Below are 18,156 nucleotides of genomic sequence, written 5' to 3'. Positions count from 1 at the left end.
AAATCCTCTCGCAATAGGAGTCAGCGTTTGTAGGTCGGCGTGATGAAGGGAAGGGCGGAAACGGTGACAGGCAGATACTTGCCACGCACTTCGGCATAGACTTGCGTGCCGGCTGCGGCATGGGAGACCGGAACATAGCCCATGGCGACAGGGCCTTCGACGGAGGGGCCGAAACCACCCGAGGTGACTTCGCCGATCTCGGTCTTGCCCTCGGCATCGGCATAGAGCTTGGCATGGCTACGCACCGGCGCCTTGCCCTCAGGCTTCAGGCCGACGCGCTTGCGGGCCACCCCCTTCTCCAGCTCGCCGAGAATGCGATCTGCACCCGGGAAACCGCCGGCGCGCGCACCGCCGGTGCGGCGGGCCTTCTGCATGCCCCATTCGATGGCCGCTTCGACCGGCGAAGTGGTCGTATCGATATCGTTGCCATAGAGGCAGAGGCCGGCTTCGAGGCGCAGCGAGTCACGGGCGCCAAGGCCGATCGGCTCGACATCCGGATGCTCGAGCAACCGGTTGGTGACATCCACGGCCTTGTCGGCGGGAATGGAGATTTCGAAACCGTCTTCGCCGGAATAGCCCGAGCGCGAGACGAGACAGGAAACGTCATGCAGGCGGCAGTGGCGCACGTCCATGAACTTCATGGCGGCGACATCTGCCCAGAGTTCAGCCAGCGCTTCAACGGCGCGCGGGCCCTGCAGTGCGATCAGGGCGCGGTCGAGGACGGTGATCTCGCAGGTGTCGGAAAGATGCTTCTGCAGGTGCGCGATGTCTTGCTCCTTGCAGGCAGCGTTGACGACGACGAAGAGGTGGTCGTCGAGATGGGCGATCATCAGGTCGTCGAGGATACCGCCATTCTCATCCGTGAAAAAACCGTAGCGCTGGCGTCCTTCGGCAAGACCGAGAATATCGACGGGCACGAGGCTTTCGAGCGCAAGCGCCACATCCTCATACTTGCCGGACTTCGCCTTGATGATGACCTGGCCCATATGGGAGACATCGAACACGCCGGCAGCGTTGCGGGTCTGCAGGTGTTCCTTCATGACACCGGCCGGATATTGCACCGGCATGTCATAGCCTGCGAAAGGCACCATGCGGGCGCCGAGCGACAGGTGCAGCGCGTGTAGCGGGGTTTTCTTGAGGGCAGCAGTATCGTCCAAACGACGCCTCCGGGGTTTGCGCCGGATATTCCGGGCGCGGGCTCAAAACTGAAGGCGCGGTTGCGCCTTGTCTCCTTGAGCCCCCTCTGTCCCTGTGCCTGAGATTGTTATCCCTTCGGCGGGCGTTTCGAGAACGCCACTCTCCAGAGTTCCGTCTGCCCCTTGTGGTCCTTTTGCCTGAGAGTTTCCGGGGCGGTTGCTCCTTCGGCACCGGCATCTCGCGCCGGATTCTCCCAACAAGGTTGCGGCAATTATCCGGGGGTGGCAGGCCTTGGCAAGCAAAATGTCGCGACCGCACAAATTTTTGTCGCGGCTTTAAAAAGCCGGTTGCGGTCCGCGGCAAATGGGCTTTTGCATTCGCAGGCGAAATTGGCTATCGGCAGCCGAGAGCCTTTCCTGATCAGATTGAAACATTCTGATCAGGAAAGGCTCTGAGAGCGAGGAGATATTCGATGAAGATTGTCAGGACATCAGCTTTGGCGGCGCTGCTTTGCGCTTGCGGCTTTGCCGGATCCGCTGTCGGTCAGGACCATCAGCACATGCGGGGCATGGACATGGGCAACATGGGTTCCATGAGCATGGCCGCTGGTGGCGACGTCGTGAAAGTCGGCGATCTCGAAGTCTCCGGCGGTTTTGCCAAGGCGATGCTGCCCGGCCAACCCGTCGGCGGCGGCTTCTTCACAGTGAAGAACAATGGCTCGACCGATGACCGCCTGGTGTCGGTCACTTCGCCCAATGCCGGCGCGGTGCAGCTTCACGAGATGGCCATGAAGGACAATGTCATGAAGATGCGCGAGCTGAAGGATGGCGTTGCGGTTCCCGCAGGCCAGACAGTGGAGCTTTCGCCCGGCAACCTGCATCTGATGTTCCAGAAGGTGAAGACGCCCTTCAAACAGGGCGACAAAGTACCGGTCACACTGACTTTCGAAAAGGCCGGCAAGGTCGATCTGGTGCTGAACGTGTTGTCGGCGCAGGGCAAATAAGCGCTGAAAAACAAAAGCCCGCGACTAAAGTCGCGGGCCTTGCTCCTCCCAGCAATGTTTAATCTCAGACATCCTCATAGGACTGCAAGGCCTGCTGCAAGCCGGCCTGTGGCTGCCGATAACCCTTGGTCATGAGATCAAGCGCAACTTCGGTATTCTGGATGATATTGGTCGATTCTTCCGGATCTTCGGCGCTTTGATTGAGCTGGCGTTCCGCAATCTTTCGGGCCTCCCGCGCGGCCGTGCCCGTCGCCACGCGCTGAGGAATGCGCAGGGATTCGAAGGCGAGGGCAGCTGTACTTGCCGATATGGAAACAAGCTGTGTCATGCGCCTGTCATACCGGTACGATCTTCGCGTCCGGCTTAAGAAAATCATTCGCATTTTACCGGATGGTAAGAATTCCGCAGATGCGATTGGAATCAGCATGGAATCGCAATAAACCGGAGGCATGTTCCAGGCTCTGCTCGTCGCGGTCGGCGGCGCAATCGGTTCGCTTCTGAGATATTATGTCGGCCTGGGTTCGTTGCGGCTCATGGGGCCTGGCTTTCCCTGGGGCACGCTTATCGTCAATGTCGTCGGCTGCTTCATCATCGGTGTCTTTGCCGAGATGATCATGCGCCGTTTCAATGCATCGGTGGAGCTGCGACTGCTGCTGATCACTGGCTTCCTCGGCGGCTTCACCACCTTCTCCGCCTTCTCTCTGGATGCGATCACATTGTTCGAGCGCGGAGATGTATTTGCCGGCGGCATCTATATCGCAGCAAGCGTCGGGCTTTCGATGGTTGCCGTCATGGCTGGCCTCGGCCTGATGCGCGTGTTGCTCTGATTTCGATTCCGATTTCCGTTTTGTGAAAAATGCTCTAAAGGCAGCGGCAAGAGAGGCGCCGGCTCCGACCGCGCCCATATTTTCCGAAAGAATTCCATGGCAGGTATAGAACACATCAAGGTGGAGCCCGATGAAGCGGGCATGCGGCTCGACCGCTGGTTCAAGATCCACTATCCGGGGCTCGGCTTCGGCCCGCTGCAGAAGCTGCTGCGCTCCGGCCAGGTGCGTGTCGATGGCGGCCGCGTCAAATCGGATGCGCGTGTGCAGCCCGGCCAGATGGTGCGCATACCGCCACTCGATGTCGATGCCAAGGCGAAGTCCGGGCCGATCGCCGGCAAGGACCTCAAGCATTCGAGTGATTTCGAGCTTCTCTCCCGCATGGTGCTGCATGAAGACGAAAAAGTCATCGTGCTCAACAAGCCGCCCGGACTTGCGGTGCAGGGCGGCTCCGGTGTCGCCAGGCATATCGACCAGATGCTGGAAGCCTGGACCAGCCCGAAGGGCGAGAAGCCACGCCTCGTTCACCGCCTTGATCGCGATACATCAGGCGTACTCGTCATTGCCCGCACGCGTGGCGCCGCCCAGAAGCTGACGGCTGCCTTCCGCGAGCGCGACACCAAAAAGACCTATTGGGCGCTGGTCAAGGGCGTGCCGCGCAAGCACGAGGACAAGATCTCGACCTGGCTCGTCAAGGAGCCGACGGCCGACGGTGACCGGATGCGCATCGCAAAGCATGGGGAGGACGGCGCCGACCACGCGGTTTCCTTCTACCGCGTGCTGGAGACGGCGGCACAGAACCTCGCATGGCTGGAGATGGAGCCCTATACCGGCCGCACCCACCAGCTGCGCGTCCATGCGCTGCATATCGGCCACCCGATCATCGGCGATCCGAAATATTACGACGAGGATCCCAACTGGGATTTCCCCGGCGGCATCCAGAAGAAGCTGCATCTGCACGCGCGTAATATCGACATCCCGCACCCTTCGGGCGGGCGTCTGCGCATCAGCGCGCCACTGCCACCGCATATGGTGCAGACCTGGAACCTCCTCGGTCTCGACCTTGCAGGCGCCGAAAGGGACAGCGAATGAAGCTCGCGCTTTTTGATTGCGACGGCACGCTGGTCGACAGTGCCGGGCTGATCCACGAAACGATGCGCCGCACCTTCGAGAAATTCGGCAAGCCAGAGCCTCGGTTTGAAGACACCAAGGCCATTATCGGTCTGACGCTCGATATCGCCATTGCCCGCATGCAGGGCAAGCCGCATGTCGAGCAGGAGGATATCGACATGACGGCGCATTACAAATCGCTGTTTTCGGTCGTGCGGCAGGATCTCGATTACCGGGAGCCGCTCTTTCCCGGCATTCGTGAGATGATCGACGCAATCAGTGGGCGCGAGGATCTGCTGATCGGCGCGGTGACCGGCAAGTCCCGGCGCGGGCTGAACCTCGTCATGGAGACGCACGGCTTCGACAAGCATTTCACCGTCGCGCGCACCGCCGACGATTGCCCCTCCAAACCGCATCCGGCCATGGTGACGGAGTGCTGCGACGAAACCGGAATGAATGCCGCTGATGCCATTGTCATCGGTGACGCGATTTACGATATGCAGATGGCAAAGGCTGCCGGTGCCAAGGCGATCGGCGTTGCCTGGGGCTATGCCAGCGTGGATGAGCTGATCGCCAACGGCGCCGATGCGATTGCCTATCATCCGAACGAGATATTGCGCCATTTTTCCTGAGGTGAGCCCATGCGCGACCTGCTGAACGACCTTTCCGAAGGCCTGAGCCATCCCGATCCGATCCGCCGCGCGCAGATCCAGATGAAGAAGCCACTACCGAAGCGCTTCTATCAGGCGGTTGCCGTGGCGCCCCACGAGGATGGTTTTGCGATCGAACTCGATGGCAAGATGGTGCGCACGCCCGCCCGTCAGATCCTGGCCGTGCCAAGCGAGACGCTGGCAAAGCTCGTTGCCGCCGAATGGGATGCGCAGGCCGAGGTGATCGATCCGTCGCTGATGCCGGTGACGCGCCTCGTCAACACGGCAATCGATGGTGTCGCGACCGACACGCAGGCGGTCTTCGAGGATATCCTGCGCTTTTCATCGAGCGACCTGCTCTGCTACCGCGCCGATGGCCCGGAAAAGCTTGTCGAGCGGCAGACGGAGCGCTGGGATCCGGTGCTCGACTGGGCAGCCGCCGATCTCGGCGCGCGCTTCATCCTCGTCGAGGGCGTGATGCATCATGAGCAGCCACGCGAGGCAATCGCCGCCTTCGGCTCGGCACTGCGCCGGCACGACAGCGCACTGAAGCTGGCAGCGCTCCACACGGTGACGACGATCACCGGTTCGGCGCTGCTGGCGCTTGCCATTGCCGAAGGCGAGATCACGCCTGACGAAGCCTGGTCGCTCGGCCATCTCGATGAGGACTGGACCATCGAACACTGGGGAAGCGACGAAGAAGCCGAGCAGCGCCGGGCCAAGCGTTTTGAGGATTTTAAAGCCGCAACGGATGTTTTTTTCGCGCTAAGGGCCTGAATCATATTGCGTTGATGGGCTTTATGACCAAATCTGCGACTCCAGACGGGGATGTGCGGGAATTTGGAATGAATTGGCCGAGGTCGAGATTTTGCCTGATAGCGCTTGTTTGCGTGGCGCTAACGGCCTGCGCCAGCCTCATGCCGAAGAAGCAGGAAAAGCCTGTCTATGACGTGCGCAGCGCCGTCGTGCTCTCGAGCACGACTATGTCGGCGGAACTGCTTTCCGGCATCAGCGACCGTGTCAATGCCGCGATTCGCGCGACGGTCCATACCAGCGAATTGCCGCGCGTGGTGCTGACAATCCGCATCGTTTCCATCGCAAAGGGCCTCGGGTTCCAGAAGGACCGCAATGTCGCGAAGGTGAGCATCGATGCCGCCTCCGTGGAAGACGGATCTGTGATCGCCGTGACCTCCTTCGAAGTCACAAGCTTGACTGCCGATCCTGATCTGGCCGACGACATTCTGGCAGAAGATATCGCGGCGCGCGTGCGCTCCGCCTTCGCACTCAGCGGACGCTAGATCATTTCGTTTTTCTTCGAAACCCGGAAATGATCTATCTCTTTGTTTTAACGCAATTCCGGACGCAAAACCGCTGCACACTTTTGCTGGAATTGCTCTAGCTGTAAAATCGGCCGTCAACGGCGGCGAGGGGAGATCATGAAGGATATTCTGGAAGAGCTCGAACGACGCCGTGGTATCGCTCGTCTCGGCGGCGGACAGGCGCGCATCGACGCGCAGCACCAGCGCGGCAAACTGACGGCACGCGAACGCATCGATCTCTTTCTCGACGAGGATTCCTTTGAAGAGTTCGACATGTTCGTGGAGCACCGCTCCACCGATTTCGGCATGGACAAGAGCCGCATTGCCGGCGACGGCGTGGTGACCGGCTGGGGCACGGTCAACGGCCGTACCGTCTTCGTCTTCGCCAAGGATTTCACCGTCTTCGGCGGCTCACTCTCGGAAGCCCATGCCGAGAAGATCATCAAGGTGCAGGATATGGCGCTGAAGAACCGCGCGCCGATCATTGGCATCTATGATGCGGGTGGCGCGCGCATTCAGGAAGGTGTCGCGGCCCTTGGCGGTTATGCCGAGGTCTTCCAGCGAAATGTGCTGGCCTCGGGCGTCATTCCGCAGATCTCCGTCATCATGGGGCCGTGCGCCGGCGGCGACGTCTATTCGCCTGCCATGACGGATTTCATCTTCATGGTGCGCGATACGTCCTACATGTTCGTGACCGGTCCGGATGTGGTGAAGACCGTCACCAACGAGACTGTTACGGCCGAAGAACTCGGCGGCGCGAGTGTGCATACGACGCGCTCTTCGATTGCTGACGGCGCCTATGACAATGATGTCGATACGCTCCTGCAGGTGCGCCGGCTTATCGATTTCCTGCCGCAGTCGAACACGTCGCCGGTGCCTGAGATCGAATGTTACCAGTCGGTGACCGATGCCGACAATTCGCTGGATACGTTGATCCCGGCCAATGCCAACAAGCCCTACGACATCAAGGAACTGATCCAGAAGGTGGCGGACGAGGGGGATTTCTTCGAGATCCAGGCGAGCTTCGCCAAGAACATCGTCTGCGGCTTCGGGCGCATCGAAGGCTCGACTGTCGGCTTTGTCGCCAATCAGCCGATGGTGCTTGCCGGCGTGCTCGACAGCGACGCCTCGCGCAAGGCGGCGCGCTTCGTGCGCTTCTGCGACTGCTTCAACATTCCGATCGTCACCTTCGTCGATGTGCCGGGCTTCCTGCCGGGCACGGCGCAGGAATATGGCGGGCTCATCAAGCATGGCGCCAAGCTGCTTTTCGCCTATGCGGAGGCGACCGTGCCGAAGCTGACCGTCATTACCCGCAAGGCCTTCGGCGGCGCCTATGACGTGATGGCGTCGAAACATCTGCGGGGCGATCTCAACTATGCCTGGCCGACGGCGCAGATCGCCGTCATGGGCGCAAAGGGCGCCGTCGAAATCATCTTCCGCAAGGATATCGCCGATCCCGAAAAGATCGCGGCGCATACGAAAATGTATGAGGATCGCTTCCTGTCGCCTTTCGTGGCGGCCGAGCGGGGCTATGTCGACGAGGTGATTATGCCGCATTCGACACGGCGCCGGCTGGCTCGCGGCTTGAAGATGCTGCGGAACAAGGATCTCAGCAATCCCTGGAAGAAGCACGACAACATCCCGTTGTGAACGAATAAAGGAGGTTCTTCAGGTGTTTATCCACTGTCGAAGTTGTGAACGCCTGTCAGCAAACTGTGTCTTCAATCCCTGTTAGAGACACGGTAACGCTCGGCAGCACACCCTTAAGGAGAGTCTTTATGTCAACTTTCGAGCGTCTATCCGCCTACCGCCCCTATGGTCTGGCCGCTCTCAGAATCATGACCGCGCTTCTGTTCATCGAGCACGGGACGATGAAGCTTTTCGGCTTCCCGGCAGCGCAGGGCGACGGCCCGCTGTCCACTTTGTTCCTGATCGCGGCACTGCTGGAAACCTTTGGCGGTATCCTCATTCTCATCGGCTTCGCAACACGGCCGGTGGCCTTCCTGCTGGCGGGTGAAATGGCGATCGCCTATTTCATGGCCCATATGCCGCACAGCTTTTTCCCGGCTCTCAACCAGGGCGACGGCGCGATCCTGTTCTGCTTCATCTTCCTCTACCTGTTCTTCGCCGGTGCCGGTGCATGGTCCATCGATAACAGAAACGCATCAGCCTAAAGCGCGTCGCGATCTTTCAGATCGGCTTGCTGCGCTTTAGGTCTTTGTTTTTACGCGTGTCGTTGTCGCAAAACCGCGGCACACTTTTGCGCGACATGCTTTAACAGAAGGGGCTGCGGGTGCTTCAACGCCCGCAGCCCCTTCTTCATTTCAGATATTTCCTTTTCAGGCGGTCATTTTGAGGCCGGCGATGCCGGCGACGATCAGCGCGATGCAGATCAGACGAGAGGCGCTTGCCGCGTCCCCCAGAAGCCAGATGCCGAGCAGCACAGTGCCGACCGTGCCGATACCAGTCCAGATCGCATACGCGGTGCCAATGGGCAGGCTTTTGACGGCAAGACCGAGCAGGATGATACTCACCACCATGGAAATGACCGTGAGGATCGTCGGCATCGGACGGGTGAAGCCATCGGTATATTTCAGACCGATTGCCCAACCGCATTCAAAAAGGCCAGCGAGAAAAAGTAGGAACCAAGCCATCATACTCTCCTTGTCAAGAGCGAGGCCGTCCCCGCGACTTTGCGCCCGGACTGATCCAAGCGCCGCAGTCGTCTGCGTCACATCCCATATGTGCGAGGGAACGGCCGAGTTCAAGCTAGGAATTGGCATAGCTGCCATGCCACCCGATTTCAGCGCGCAAGGCGATGATCATGCATTCTTTGCCCGGCGGCAGAGACGGTCGAAGGTTTCCAGGAAACGCGAACGGTCCTTCGGGCTGAAGGAAGCGTTGTAGCCCTTGCTCTCGCCGGTTTCACGCAGATGCGCGCCGAGATCGCGCATGGCACTTGCCATGCCGATATTGGTTTCATCAAAGACGCGACCGGTCGGGCCTGTGACAAAGGAGCCCTTGGCAACGCAACGGACCGCAAGCGGCACATCGGCGGTGACCACCACATCTGTCGGGCCGGTATTGTCGGCAATCCAGTTGTCGGCAGCGTCGAAGGCGTTGGAGACGATGACGTTGCGCACCATCGGATCGCGCGATGGGCGGAGGCCCGAATTGGCGACGAAGGTCACTTCCATGCCGAGGCGTTCGGCCACTTTCAGGATTTCGGGTTTAACGGGGCAGGCATCCGCATCGACATAGATCATGGCGATATCCTCACGCCGGCTGGGTGGCCGGCTCGCGGACCATGTCGAGATGGGGAATTCCGTCTTCCAGATATTCCTCCGAGGTTTTCACGAAGCCGAAGGATTCGTAGAAGCGGCGCAGATGCGCCTGCGCCGAAAGCGCGATGGGATTTTCCGGATAAAGCCGCTCGCAGGCAGCGATCGATTCGGTCATCAGCGCATCGCCAAGCCGCTTGCCGCGATGGCCGGGCGAGACGACGACGCGGCCGATCTTCACGAGATCCTGCGCACCGTGTGGCTTCAGTAGCCGCGTCGAGCCGAGCAGTTCGCCGTCATCCAGCAGTCGCAGATGCAGGGCGTCGATATCCTTGCCGTCCAGTTCCGGATAGGGGCAGCTCTGCTCGACGACGAAGACGTCGACGCGCATCCTCAAGAGATCGTAGAGCTCCCGCGCGGAAAGCTCATCGAGACCCTTGAGATCGACCTTGTAGGCAATAGCGGCCATCAATAGACCACGACGCCGCGGATGCTTTCACCCTTATGCATGAGATCGAAGCCCTTGTTGATGTCTTCGAGCGGCATTGTGTGGGTGATCATCGGGTCGATCTGGATCTTGCCTTCCATGTACCAGTCGACGATCTTCGGGACGTCCGTGCGGCCGCGGGCACCGCCGAAGGCCGTACCCATCCAGTTGCGGCCGGTGACGAGTTGGAAGGGGCGCGTTGAAATCTCCTGGCCGGCGCCTGCGACGCCGATGATGATGGACTTGCCCCAGCCGCGGTGGCTCGCTTCCAGCGCTTGGCGCATGACCTTGGTGTTGCCGGTGCAATCGAACGTGTAATCGGCGCCGCCGATCAGGTCGCCGTGGCGCTTCGTCATGTTGACGAGATAGGGCACGATGTCGTCACCGACTTCCTTCGGGTTGACGAAATGCGTCATGCCGAACTTCTCGCCCCATGCCTTGCGGTCCGGGTTGATATCGACACCGATGATCATATCGGCACCGGCAAGACGCAGACCCTGCAGAACGTTGAGGCCGATACCGCCGAGACCGAAGACGATGGCCGTCGCGCCCATCTCGACCTTGGCCGTGTTGATGACGGCACCGATGCCGGTCGTCACACCGCAGCCGATGTAGCAGATTTTGTCGAAGGGCGCGTCCGGATTGACCTTGGCAACGGCGATCTCCGGCAGAACCGTGAAGTTGGAGAAGGTCGAGCAGCCCATATAGTGGTGGATCTTGTCCTTGCCGATCGAGAAGCGGGAGGTGCCATCAGGCATCACGCCCTGGCCCTGGGTCGCGCGGATCGAGGTGCAGAGATTGGTCTTGCGCGAGGTGCAGGAATAGCACTCGCGGCATTCCGGCGTGTAGAGCGGAATCACGTGGTCGCCCTTTTTCACGGAGGTGACACCCGGGCCGACATCGACGACGATGCCGGCACCTTCGTGGCCGAGAATCGCCGGAAACAGACCTTCGGGATCGGCGCCCGACAGCGTGAAATCGTCGGTGTGGCAGATGCCCGTCGCCTTGACCTCGACCAGCACTTCGCCGGCCTTCGGACCTTCCAGCTGAACGGTCATTACCTCAAGCGGTTTTCCTGCCTGAACGGCAACGGCGGCGCGAACATCCATCTTCGATCTCCTCGTGATTTGCGTGTCGGACTCTTGCACGCCCGGCAAGGACGGCTCAAGCGGAAAAAGATCGAGAGAGCCGTGGATCCATCCGGATGCCGGCCGCTCCTCCTCTTTGAATTTATGCATCAGGCTTTAGGCGAATTCCATGATGACGGCATCGACCGCGAGGCTCTCGCCGGGAGCGGCCTTGATCTTGCCGACAACGAGGTCGCGCTCGGCACGCAGCACGTTTTCCATCTTCATGGCTTCCACCACGGCAAGCGTTTCGCCCGCCTTGATCTCCTGGCCTTCGGAAACGGCAATGGAAACGACGAGGCCGGGCATGGGGCAAAGCAGAAGCTTGGACGTATCCGGCGGCAGCTTGACGGGCATCAGACGGTCAAGCTCGGCATGGCGGGGCGTAAAGACACGCGCCTTGACCGACAGGCCCTGCCAGTCGATGCGCAGGCCGTTGAGAATCGGGCGGATCTGCGCCGTCACCTGCCGGCTGGCGACCCTGCCGTGCCAGACCGGATTGCCCGGTCTCCAATCGGTGACAACGGTTTCGGTGTGGCCGCCGACTTCCATTTCCATTTCGAAAGGGATGGTGACGAGGCCATCGACCAGTCTTATCGGCACATAATTGCCGCCGAGCTTGACGACCCATTCTTCGCGCAGCGGGCCGCTCGGGTGGCGCAGGCGATCGGCGAAGCCTTCGCGCCTGATGGCGTCGACCAGGGTCGCCGACAGCGCGATGGCGGCAAGGGCTGCCTCCTCCGAAGCATCCGGCGCGATCGGCGCAAAGCCCTCAGGATATTCCTCTGATATGAAGCCGGTGGAAAGACGCCCTTCGCGCCAGCGCGGATGTTTCATCAGCGCCGAGAGGAAGGGAACGTTGTGCTCGATGCCATCGACCACGAAGGCGTCGAGTGCCTGTCCCATCGCTTCCACCGCCTGCAGACGGCTCGGCGCCCATGTGCAGAGCTTGGCAATCATCGGGTCGTAATACATGGAGATTTCAGCGCCTTCGAAGACGCCGGTATCGTTGCGGATGATCACATCGCCGTTGCGGCCTTCGGCCGGCGGGCGGTAGCGCGTCAGGCGGCCGATCGAGGGCAGGAAGTTGCGGTAGGGATCTTCCGCATAGAGGCGGCTTTCGACCGCCCAGCCCTTCAGCTTGATATCCTTCTGGGCGAAGGGCAGCTTTTCGCCGGCGGCTACGCGGATCATCTGCTCGACGAGATCGATGCCGGTCACCAGTTCCGTCACCGGGTGCTCGACCTGCAGGCGAGTGTTCATTTCGAGGAAATAGAAATTGCGGTCGCGATCAACGATGAATTCCACCGTGCCGGCGCTCTGGTAGTCGACGGCCTTTGCCAGCGCCACCGACTGTGCGCCCATGGCTGCTCGCGTTTTTTCATCAAGGAAAGGCGAGGGCGCTTCTTCGGCGACTTTCTGGTTCCGGCGCTGGATGGAGCATTCGCGCTCGCCGAGATAGACGACATTGCCGTGGGCATCCGCCAGAACCTGGATTTCGATATGGCGCGGATCGACGACGTATTTCTCGATGAAGACGCGGTCGTCGCCAAAGGAGCTTTTGGCTTCGGAGCGGGCGCGGTCGAAACCGTCGCGCACTTCCGCTTCGTTCCAGGCAATGCGCATGCCCTTGCCGCCGCCGCCTGCCGACGCCTTGATCATCACGGGATAACCGATCTCGGCCGCGATCTTTTCGGCGTGAGGTGCATCCTCGATGACGCCGAGATAGCCCGGCACGGTCGAGACCTTGGCGGCATTGGCGAATTTCTTCGATTCGATCTTGTCGCCCATCGCCATGATGGCCTTAGGCTTCGGGCCGATGAAGATGATGCCTTGTTTTTCCAGCGCCTCGCAGAAGGAGGCGCGTTCCGACAGGAAGCCGTAGCCGGGATGCACGGCTTCAGCACCCGTCTCCTTGCAGGCGGCGATGATCTTGTCTGCGACGAGATAGCTTTCGGCTGCCGGGGCAGGGCCGATATGGACGGCCTCATCGGCCATTTCGACATGCAGGGCATCCCGATCCGCATCCGAATAGACCGCAACGGTGGCAATGCCCATACGGCGCGCGGTTTTGATCACGCGGCAGGCAATCTCGCCGCGATTCGCGATCAGGATTTTCTTGAACATCGAGTCTCCACCCAGGAAATGCGTTCCGGAGTTTTACGCATAAAAAGCCGGAACGCACAATTGGGCTGAAGAATCAGAGGCAGTCTGAAGATTTGGGAGATCAGGCAACTGCGGCAGCGGCGACAGGCTCTTCGTCGATGATGCGCAGCCAGCGGCTGCGTCTCGGCTGGGCATAATCCCTGAGTTCGACCGAAGCCATGATCTCGCCCCAGCGCTGATGATTGGCGCCTGATAGCGTTGTCGTCTCGATGCGCTGCAGGACGCCATATTCGATCGACGAAACGCCGATGACGCCGCCTTCGCTGACGCTTCGCAAAACGCGCATGACGTAATCCACGTCCTGCCGTGTGATGCTCCTGCGGTCGGTGGCACGGGTCAGCTTGTAACCGCCGATATCCTCGCCGAGCGCCAGGCGGAGCTGGTCCAGCGCCAGGGCGCGCAGCTCATCGGGCACGTGAGCGCTGAGTTCCATGACGTGCAGGATGAGCTCAAGCTCGAGCGCGGAATTCACGACGCCGTCGGTCGTGAACATGCGCATGATCCATGCGACGTTGATCTCGTCCAGCGAGCCCTGCGGATAGGTATAATCGACGATGAAGCCTGCCAGCTGTTCAACGAAGAACGTGTTCCATTCGGCGCATTTTTCGGGGCAGGAATTATTGAGCGCCAACATCACCACGACATGATCTGATGTCCGGATTCCCTCCGGAAAGGTGTGTTTGCGCAGCAGCACTATGTCTTCGGCCGTCAGCCGATGCTTCCCGGCGATGACACACGCCGGAAAAGCGAGACGGAACTCACTCATGTTTTATCTCCAGACTTCATCATGAAGTCGGAAATGGTTTTAGCGATCTCGAATTGAAGATCCCTCAAGAAGCAGGGTTAACCTTCGATGTCGCATTTCGTGCGGATTTTAGTGATCGCGCCTGGAGACGCTCGCGCCAGATGATAAAAAGCCCCGATGCAACGATGATGGCGATGCCTATCCATTTGGAAACATTCGGAAAATCGCCGAAGATGGCGTAGCCGAGCACGGTCGCCGAAATGATCTCGAAATACTGGAACGGAGCGAGCAGCGAGAGCGGCGCCAGCCGGAAAGCCTTAACAACCAGCATGTGCGCGTAGCCCGAGATCGTGCCGAGAATAAGCAGCAGCACGAGGCCGAGCCAAGAGGCGGGCAGGGAGGGCGTGAAGTCGGCATTGCCGATGCTGTTTCCGACGAAAAGTGCCGTGGCCATGAAGATCGTGCCGCCGATGCCGGACATGGTCTGCATCGTCAGCGGCGAATCCGCCTCGCCGATGGCGCGGTTGAGGAAGAGATAGAGCGAGAAGAGAAAGGCGCAGAAGACCGGCAGCAATGCCTTCAGGCCGAAGATCTCATAGCTCGGCTGGATGACGATCATGGCGCCGCCGAAACCGACGACAATTGCCATCCAGCGCCGCCAGCCGACCTTATCTCCCAGGAAGAGCGCGGAAAGCGCCGTCAGCATGAAAGGCTCGACGAAATAGATGGCGAAGACATCTGCGAGCGGCATGTATTTGACCGCGACGAAGAAGAGCAGGCTCGCCGCACCATGCAGCGCGCCACGCAGCAGGTTCATCCACGGGCGTTTGGCCGACAGGGCCCGCATGCCGAACATGGCAAACAGGATCGGCAGGGTGCAGATGAGTTGGAAGAAGAAGCGGTAGAAAGTTACCTGTCCAGGAGACATGCCCTCGAAGGTCGCCATATATTTGGCGATCGCATCCATCGTCGGCAGGATGGCCATGGCACCGGCCATGATGGCCATGCCCTGGAGCGGATTCTGTGCGGAGGGAGATTCGGACATGATGGCTGCTTCTTGCGGATGGTGTCATGAACCACAGGAAGCCTGGGCAATCAAGGACGGCAATCAGGGACAGTGTGCGGTATCGTTGACGGTTTCGCCGAAGATTTCTTCGAAGGCGGCGCGCAAGCGGATATCGGCATCGGTCATCATGAGCGGCAAGCCAAGATCGACGAGGCTGGTGACGCCGTAGGCCGAGATACCGCACGGTACGATGCCACTGAAATGATCGAGATCGGGATCGACGTTGAGCGACAGGCCGTGGAAGGTCACCCATTTGCGCAGGCGGATGCCGAGTGCCGCAATCTTGTCCTCCGCCATGGTGCCGTCGGGCAGCAGGGGTCTCTCCGGCCGGCGGACCCAGACGCCGACGCGATCTTCGCGGCGTTCACCGCGCACATTCATCGAATCGAGCGTGCGGATAATGACCTCTTCCAGTGCAGCGACGAAGGCACGCACATCCTGCCTGCGGCGCTTGAGATCGAGCATGACATAGGCGACGCGCTGGCCGGGGCCATGATAGGTGTATTCACCGCCGCGTCCGGTGGCGAAGACCGGAAAACGATCCGGTTGGACGAGATCTTTAGCATCGGCGCTGGTACCCGCCGTATAGAGCGGCGGATGTTCCAGCAGCCAGACAAGCTCGTCGCCGCCATCTGCAATATCAGCCACTTCCCGTTCCATCGTCTCCACCGCCTCCTGATAGGGAACGAGCCCATCGGCGATGCGCCAGCGAACGGGGCGCGAACCAAGTTTCGGGAGCATGGAGAAGTCGAGATCGGTGCGTAGCATGGCAGTCCTTGACGCTATCCGCAAAAGAAGAGGGCGGGCGCGGCTTCTATATGGACGCAGGCGCAGAGCGATTCAATCGCTCTTTGCGGCGGGCAGCCGTCTCACAGATGCAATCAGCCGGTGCCAGCAGGCGTTGCTGTGATATCCACGAGGGGCGGTATCGGCGGGAAAGGGCTGCCGCGCGCTCGTCTTGCGGCAAGGACATCAGCACCGGAGAACTAAGCCTATGGCCAAAAAAGAAAAACCCGCCGAAGCGGGTTTCTTTGGTGCGGTCGAGAAGACTCGAACTTCCACGGGTTGCCCCACAGCGACCTCAACGCTGCGCGTCTACCAATTCCGCCACGACCGCATCGTGGTAGAGCCGATTTGCGTCGGCGAGGCAGCATGTAGCAAAAGCCTCAGACGGACACAAGCGCGATGTGACAGTTTTTTTAAAAAGCTTGTCGGAGGTGTGGATTGTGCCGCGCGGGACATTGAATTTACAAGAGAAAAGGGCCGGAAACCGGCCCTTTCTTAGATCATGTCAATGCATTGCGCGGCATGCCTCTGTGCGGCTTGCACCGCTATCGGCACCTTTCTGGTGCGAGCCTTTCGGGCCGATCATGCTGTGGCAATCCGGAAGCGGCTTGATGCTGGCCGTCGCGGTGTTGTCGACTTTCGCGGGCTTGGACATCGCGGCAGGTGCGAAGCCGTCGCTGTCATTCGTATAGTCGCTGGAATAGGCCGGGGGCGCCACATGCGTCGGGTAGTGCACGGGCTTTGCCGGCGCGACCGGCGTCGGGTAGAGGCCATCACCATCGTTGGAATAATCATCCATGTATTTCGGCTGCGCGAAAGCGGCACTTGCCATGCTGACGGCAAACAGGGTGGCGGCGACGGCGAATTTCATGCGCATGGGTCTATCTCCTCAATCTGTTGTTGAATTCAACAACGCAAAACCAACCCTCGGCAAGGTCGAGTCCGCTCCCCAATTCGGGCAATTTTGTGGGAAAGATGACAGCCATCTTGCGACCTTTTGTCCAAATGAAATCACATATTTGTCAATGTTCTTGAGGGTCGCGTTACCTTAGTCGGCACAGTTAATAGCCTGAGATGTCAGCGCTTTCGCCAACATGACAATCCTGCAATCTTTAATTGATTAACTATTTGTAATTTTAGAGACATAAGAACCGGAAAGCAGGTCGCTTTCCGGTTCTGAAATGCGGCAACTTTGTGTTTTTCGGCCTTAATCCTCGTTCGGGATGTGGGCATCGACACCTGTCATCTGCAGCCGGTTGCGCACGCGGCGAACACCATCCACCGACAGGGCGCCGAGCTCAACCTTGCGGGCGATGCCGATTGTTTCGACGGAACCCTCCAGCGTCACGGTATGGCCGTCGGCGTGAACTTCCACGCTGTCGATATCCACGTCAGGGATGTTCTCCAGAGTCTCGGTCACGCGGGCTTCGAGGTCATCACTCTCGTCGCGGTCGATTGTATCAGGCTCGAGCGAATCTTTCAGGCGGTTTTCATTGCCGTCCTCGTCCGCGCCATCGATGCGGAAGCCGCTGTTGCGGTCACGGTCGAAATTGGCCGAGGTTTCGCCATAGGCGCGGTTTTCGCTGCCGGCAGCCTTGGCGCCACTGCCGTCGGCATAGGGCCAGCCGTCGTCCAGATTTCGCTCTTCGAAGTCACGGTAATCCTCTTCGCGGGAAAGCGAGGACTTGTCATTGATACCAGGCATTTCCGTCTCCTTCCGGTTTTGATTCTGCAAGGCAAACGCCGGAAGGGTGCCATTGGTTCGCCCGATAGTGGCGCGGCCCTCAGCTTTTCGTCTTTTCCCATTTCCTGATCAGCCGATCACGCTTCAGCCGTGACAGGCGCTGCAGCCAGAAAATGCCGTCGAGCTGGTCGACTTCATGCTGGATACAGATGGCGAGGAAGTCCGATGCCTCTTCTTCGTGCTGATGGCCATCCAGATCCTGATAGCGGAACCTTATTGCCTTCGGGCGCGTGACCTCGTCCGTCGCGCCGGGCATGGAGACGCTGCCTTCCATATGAGCCATCGTCTCATCCGTAAACCACATGATCTCGGGATTGGCGTAGATGCGCACGCGGTCCGCCTTGTCGAGCTCCAGCACCGTCAGCCGCTGGAAGACGCCGATATGGGCGGCAGTGATGCCGACGCCGGGGGCTGCGCGCATCGTCAGCAGCAGATCGTCGGCCAGCTGCGACAGGGCCGCATCGAACACCGTCACGGGCGCACAGACGGTCTTCAGGCCGGGATGCGGATAGCGGAGAATCGGGCGGATCGGCACGGTCAGACTTCCTTTCGACAAATGGCGGCGGAAACTATAGCCGACCACGGGCATTGTCATCAGAAAGCACGGGTTTGCGCTTTACGCCAGAAATGCTTTCGGTTAGCAGATTGATCACGAATTCCGGCGGCGCAAGGGCAGGGCGGAATTCGCTTATCCGCTTGTTGACCATGCAT

The 18,156-nt window shown here is 60.0% G+C and carries 20 protein-coding genes, 1 tRNA gene, 1 pseudogene and 1 riboswitch; of the genes and pseudogenes, 8 read left to right on the top strand and 14 right to left on the bottom strand.

Annotated elements, in window-relative coordinates; all coding sequences use genetic code 11:
• Positions 1-20: 20 nt before the first annotated feature.
• On the bottom strand, positions 21-1,157 hold the full coding sequence (gene gcvT / locus J2X71_RS30440; RefSeq protein ID WP_310388173.1) for a glycine cleavage system aminomethyltransferase GcvT: 1,137 nt from the start codon (positions 1,155-1,157) through the stop codon (positions 21-23).
• A gap of 155 nt (positions 1,158-1,312) precedes the next feature.
• Positions 1,313-1,404: riboswitch (glycine riboswitch) on the bottom strand.
• 259 nt (positions 1,405-1,663) lie between these two features.
• Here gcvT and J2X71_RS30435 point away from each other — a divergent pair.
• A pseudogene (locus tag J2X71_RS30435) lies at positions 1,664-2,140 on the top strand (copper chaperone PCu(A)C); the annotation flags it as partial.
• 64 nt (positions 2,141-2,204) lie between these two features.
• On the opposite strand, the gene J2X71_RS30430 reads toward J2X71_RS30435, so the two are convergent.
• Positions 2,205-2,468, bottom strand: coding sequence for a hypothetical protein (locus J2X71_RS30430; protein ID WP_310388172.1), 264 nt, complete (start codon positions 2,466-2,468; stop codon positions 2,205-2,207).
• A gap of 121 nt (positions 2,469-2,589) precedes the next feature.
• Here J2X71_RS30430 and crcB point away from each other — a divergent pair, with 121 nt between their 5' ends.
• From crcB to J2X71_RS30395, 7 genes are all read left to right on the top strand, one after another.
• Positions 2,590-2,967, top strand: a complete 378-nt coding sequence (crcB, locus tag J2X71_RS30425; protein WP_113325595.1) for a fluoride efflux transporter CrcB — start codon at positions 2,590-2,592, stop codon at positions 2,965-2,967.
• 96 nt (positions 2,968-3,063) lie between these two features.
• A complete protein-coding gene (locus J2X71_RS30420) occupies positions 3,064-4,056 on the top strand; it encodes an RluA family pseudouridine synthase (RefSeq protein WP_310388169.1) in 993 nt (330 codons plus the stop codon).
• A complete protein-coding gene (locus tag J2X71_RS30415) occupies positions 4,053-4,706 on the top strand; it encodes an HAD-IA family hydrolase (RefSeq protein ID WP_310388168.1) in 654 nt (217 codons plus the stop codon). The genes J2X71_RS30420 and J2X71_RS30415 overlap by 4 nt, the downstream gene beginning before the upstream one ends.
• A gap of 9 nt (positions 4,707-4,715) precedes the next feature.
• Entirely contained in the window at positions 4,716-5,501 is a 786-nt protein-coding gene (locus tag J2X71_RS30410; RefSeq protein WP_310388166.1) for an ATP12 family chaperone protein, read from the top strand.
• A gap of 68 nt (positions 5,502-5,569) precedes the next feature.
• A complete protein-coding gene (locus tag J2X71_RS30405) occupies positions 5,570-6,022 on the top strand; it encodes a hypothetical protein (protein WP_310388165.1) in 453 nt (150 codons plus the stop codon).
• 138 nt (positions 6,023-6,160) lie between these two features.
• Positions 6,161-7,693: an acyl-CoA carboxylase subunit beta gene (locus tag J2X71_RS30400; RefSeq protein ID WP_310388164.1), complete on the top strand. Its 1,533-nt coding sequence runs from the start codon at positions 6,161-6,163 to the stop codon at positions 7,691-7,693.
• 128 nt (positions 7,694-7,821) lie between these two features.
• A complete protein-coding gene (locus J2X71_RS30395) occupies positions 7,822-8,217 on the top strand; it encodes a DoxX family protein (protein WP_310388163.1) in 396 nt (131 codons plus the stop codon).
• Between the two features lie 165 nt (positions 8,218-8,382).
• Here J2X71_RS30395 and sugE read toward each other — a convergent pair whose 3' ends face one another.
• From sugE to J2X71_RS30335, 12 genes are all read right to left on the bottom strand, one after another.
• Positions 8,383-8,697 carry a quaternary ammonium compound efflux SMR transporter SugE gene (gene sugE / locus J2X71_RS30390; protein WP_113325762.1) on the bottom strand — a complete coding sequence of 105 codons (315 nt, stop codon included), beginning with the start codon at positions 8,695-8,697 and terminating at the stop codon, positions 8,383-8,385.
• A gap of 168 nt (positions 8,698-8,865) precedes the next feature.
• Positions 8,866-9,309 (bottom strand): YaiI/YqxD family protein, encoded by a 444-nt coding sequence (locus J2X71_RS30385; protein WP_007826122.1) that lies wholly within the window; start codon positions 9,307-9,309, stop codon positions 8,866-8,868.
• Between the two features lie 10 nt (positions 9,310-9,319).
• Complete coding sequence (locus J2X71_RS30380) at positions 9,320-9,793, bottom strand: GNAT family N-acetyltransferase (protein ID WP_310388161.1); 474 nt, start codon at positions 9,791-9,793, stop codon at positions 9,320-9,322.
• Positions 9,793-10,920 (bottom strand): S-(hydroxymethyl)glutathione dehydrogenase/class III alcohol dehydrogenase, encoded by a 1,128-nt coding sequence (locus J2X71_RS30375; protein WP_007826120.1) that lies wholly within the window; start codon positions 10,918-10,920, stop codon positions 9,793-9,795. The genes J2X71_RS30380 and J2X71_RS30375 overlap by 1 nt, the downstream gene beginning before the upstream one ends.
• A gap of 135 nt (positions 10,921-11,055) precedes the next feature.
• The gene (locus J2X71_RS30370) at positions 11,056-13,065 is read right to left on the bottom strand and encodes an acetyl/propionyl/methylcrotonyl-CoA carboxylase subunit alpha (RefSeq protein WP_113323419.1); all 2,010 of its coding nucleotides are present in this window, start codon (positions 13,063-13,065) and stop codon (positions 11,056-11,058) included.
• 100 nt (positions 13,066-13,165) lie between these two features.
• Positions 13,166-13,870 carry a hypothetical protein gene (locus tag J2X71_RS30365; protein WP_113323420.1) on the bottom strand — a complete coding sequence of 235 codons (705 nt, stop codon included), beginning with the start codon at positions 13,868-13,870 and terminating at the stop codon, positions 13,166-13,168.
• Between the two features lie 64 nt (positions 13,871-13,934).
• Positions 13,935-14,894, bottom strand: a complete 960-nt coding sequence (locus J2X71_RS30360; RefSeq protein WP_310388156.1) for a DMT family transporter — start codon at positions 14,892-14,894, stop codon at positions 13,935-13,937.
• A gap of 63 nt (positions 14,895-14,957) precedes the next feature.
• Positions 14,958-15,683 (bottom strand): lipoyl(octanoyl) transferase LipB, encoded by a 726-nt coding sequence (gene lipB / locus J2X71_RS30355; protein WP_310388154.1) that lies wholly within the window; start codon positions 15,681-15,683, stop codon positions 14,958-14,960.
• 264 nt (positions 15,684-15,947) lie between these two features.
• Positions 15,948-16,032 (bottom strand) — tRNA-Leu (locus tag J2X71_RS30350).
• 174 nt (positions 16,033-16,206) lie between these two features.
• Positions 16,207-16,578: a hypothetical protein gene (locus J2X71_RS30345; RefSeq protein WP_310388153.1), complete on the bottom strand. Its 372-nt coding sequence runs from the start codon at positions 16,576-16,578 to the stop codon at positions 16,207-16,209.
• Between the two features lie 330 nt (positions 16,579-16,908).
• A complete protein-coding gene (locus J2X71_RS30340) occupies positions 16,909-17,406 on the bottom strand; it encodes a BON domain-containing protein (RefSeq protein ID WP_310388151.1) in 498 nt (165 codons plus the stop codon).
• 79 nt (positions 17,407-17,485) lie between these two features.
• Positions 17,486-17,980: a peptide deformylase gene (locus J2X71_RS30335; RefSeq protein WP_310388149.1), complete on the bottom strand. Its 495-nt coding sequence runs from the start codon at positions 17,978-17,980 to the stop codon at positions 17,486-17,488.
• Positions 17,981-18,156 lie beyond the last annotated feature (176 nt).

It is taken from the genome of Rhizobium sp. 1399 (assembly GCF_031455475.1).
Taxonomy (GTDB): Bacteria; Pseudomonadota; Alphaproteobacteria; order Rhizobiales; family Rhizobiaceae; genus Rhizobium.
The sequence above is the reverse complement of the archived record's forward strand: the minus strand, read 5'-3'. Positions and strand labels throughout refer to the sequence as shown.

Coding starts and splice junctions, on each gene's coding strand:
- J2X71_RS30340 (WP_310388151.1), bottom strand. CDS start 17,406: ATGCCTGGTATCAATGACAAGTCCTCGCTTTCCCGCGAAGAGGATTAC.
- crcB (WP_113325595.1), top strand. CDS start 2,590: ATGTTCCAGGCTCTGCTCGTCGCGGTCGGCGGCGCAATCGGTTCGCTT.
- J2X71_RS30360 (WP_310388156.1), bottom strand. CDS start 14,894: ATGTCCGAATCTCCCTCCGCACAGAATCCGCTCCAGGGCATGGCCATC.
- J2X71_RS30410 (WP_310388166.1), top strand. CDS start 4,716: ATGCGCGACCTGCTGAACGACCTTTCCGAAGGCCTGAGCCATCCCGAT.
- J2X71_RS30405 (WP_310388165.1), top strand. CDS start 5,570: ATGAATTGGCCGAGGTCGAGATTTTGCCTGATAGCGCTTGTTTGCGTG.
- J2X71_RS30370 (WP_113323419.1), bottom strand. CDS start 13,065: ATGTTCAAGAAAATCCTGATCGCGAATCGCGGCGAGATTGCCTGCCGC.
- J2X71_RS30365 (WP_113323420.1), bottom strand. CDS start 13,870: ATGAGTGAGTTCCGTCTCGCTTTTCCGGCGTGTGTCATCGCCGGGAAG.
- J2X71_RS30420 (WP_310388169.1), top strand. CDS start 3,064: ATGGCAGGTATAGAACACATCAAGGTGGAGCCCGATGAAGCGGGCATG.
- J2X71_RS30415 (WP_310388168.1), top strand. CDS start 4,053: ATGAAGCTCGCGCTTTTTGATTGCGACGGCACGCTGGTCGACAGTGCC.
- J2X71_RS30345 (WP_310388153.1), bottom strand. CDS start 16,578: ATGCGCATGAAATTCGCCGTCGCCGCCACCCTGTTTGCCGTCAGCATG.
- J2X71_RS30375 (WP_007826120.1), bottom strand. CDS start 10,920: ATGGATGTTCGCGCCGCCGTTGCCGTTCAGGCAGGAAAACCGCTTGAG.
- J2X71_RS30400 (WP_310388164.1), top strand. CDS start 6,161: ATGAAGGATATTCTGGAAGAGCTCGAACGACGCCGTGGTATCGCTCGT.
- lipB (WP_310388154.1), bottom strand. CDS start 15,683: ATGCTACGCACCGATCTCGACTTCTCCATGCTCCCGAAACTTGGTTCG.
- J2X71_RS30380 (WP_310388161.1), bottom strand. CDS start 9,793: ATGGCCGCTATTGCCTACAAGGTCGATCTCAAGGGTCTCGATGAGCTT.
- J2X71_RS30385 (WP_007826122.1), bottom strand. CDS start 9,309: ATGATCTATGTCGATGCGGATGCCTGCCCCGTTAAACCCGAAATCCTG.
- J2X71_RS30430 (WP_310388172.1), bottom strand. CDS start 2,468: ATGACACAGCTTGTTTCCATATCGGCAAGTACAGCTGCCCTCGCCTTC.
- sugE (WP_113325762.1), bottom strand. CDS start 8,697: ATGGCTTGGTTCCTACTTTTTCTCGCTGGCCTTTTTGAATGCGGTTGG.
- J2X71_RS30395 (WP_310388163.1), top strand. CDS start 7,822: ATGTCAACTTTCGAGCGTCTATCCGCCTACCGCCCCTATGGTCTGGCC.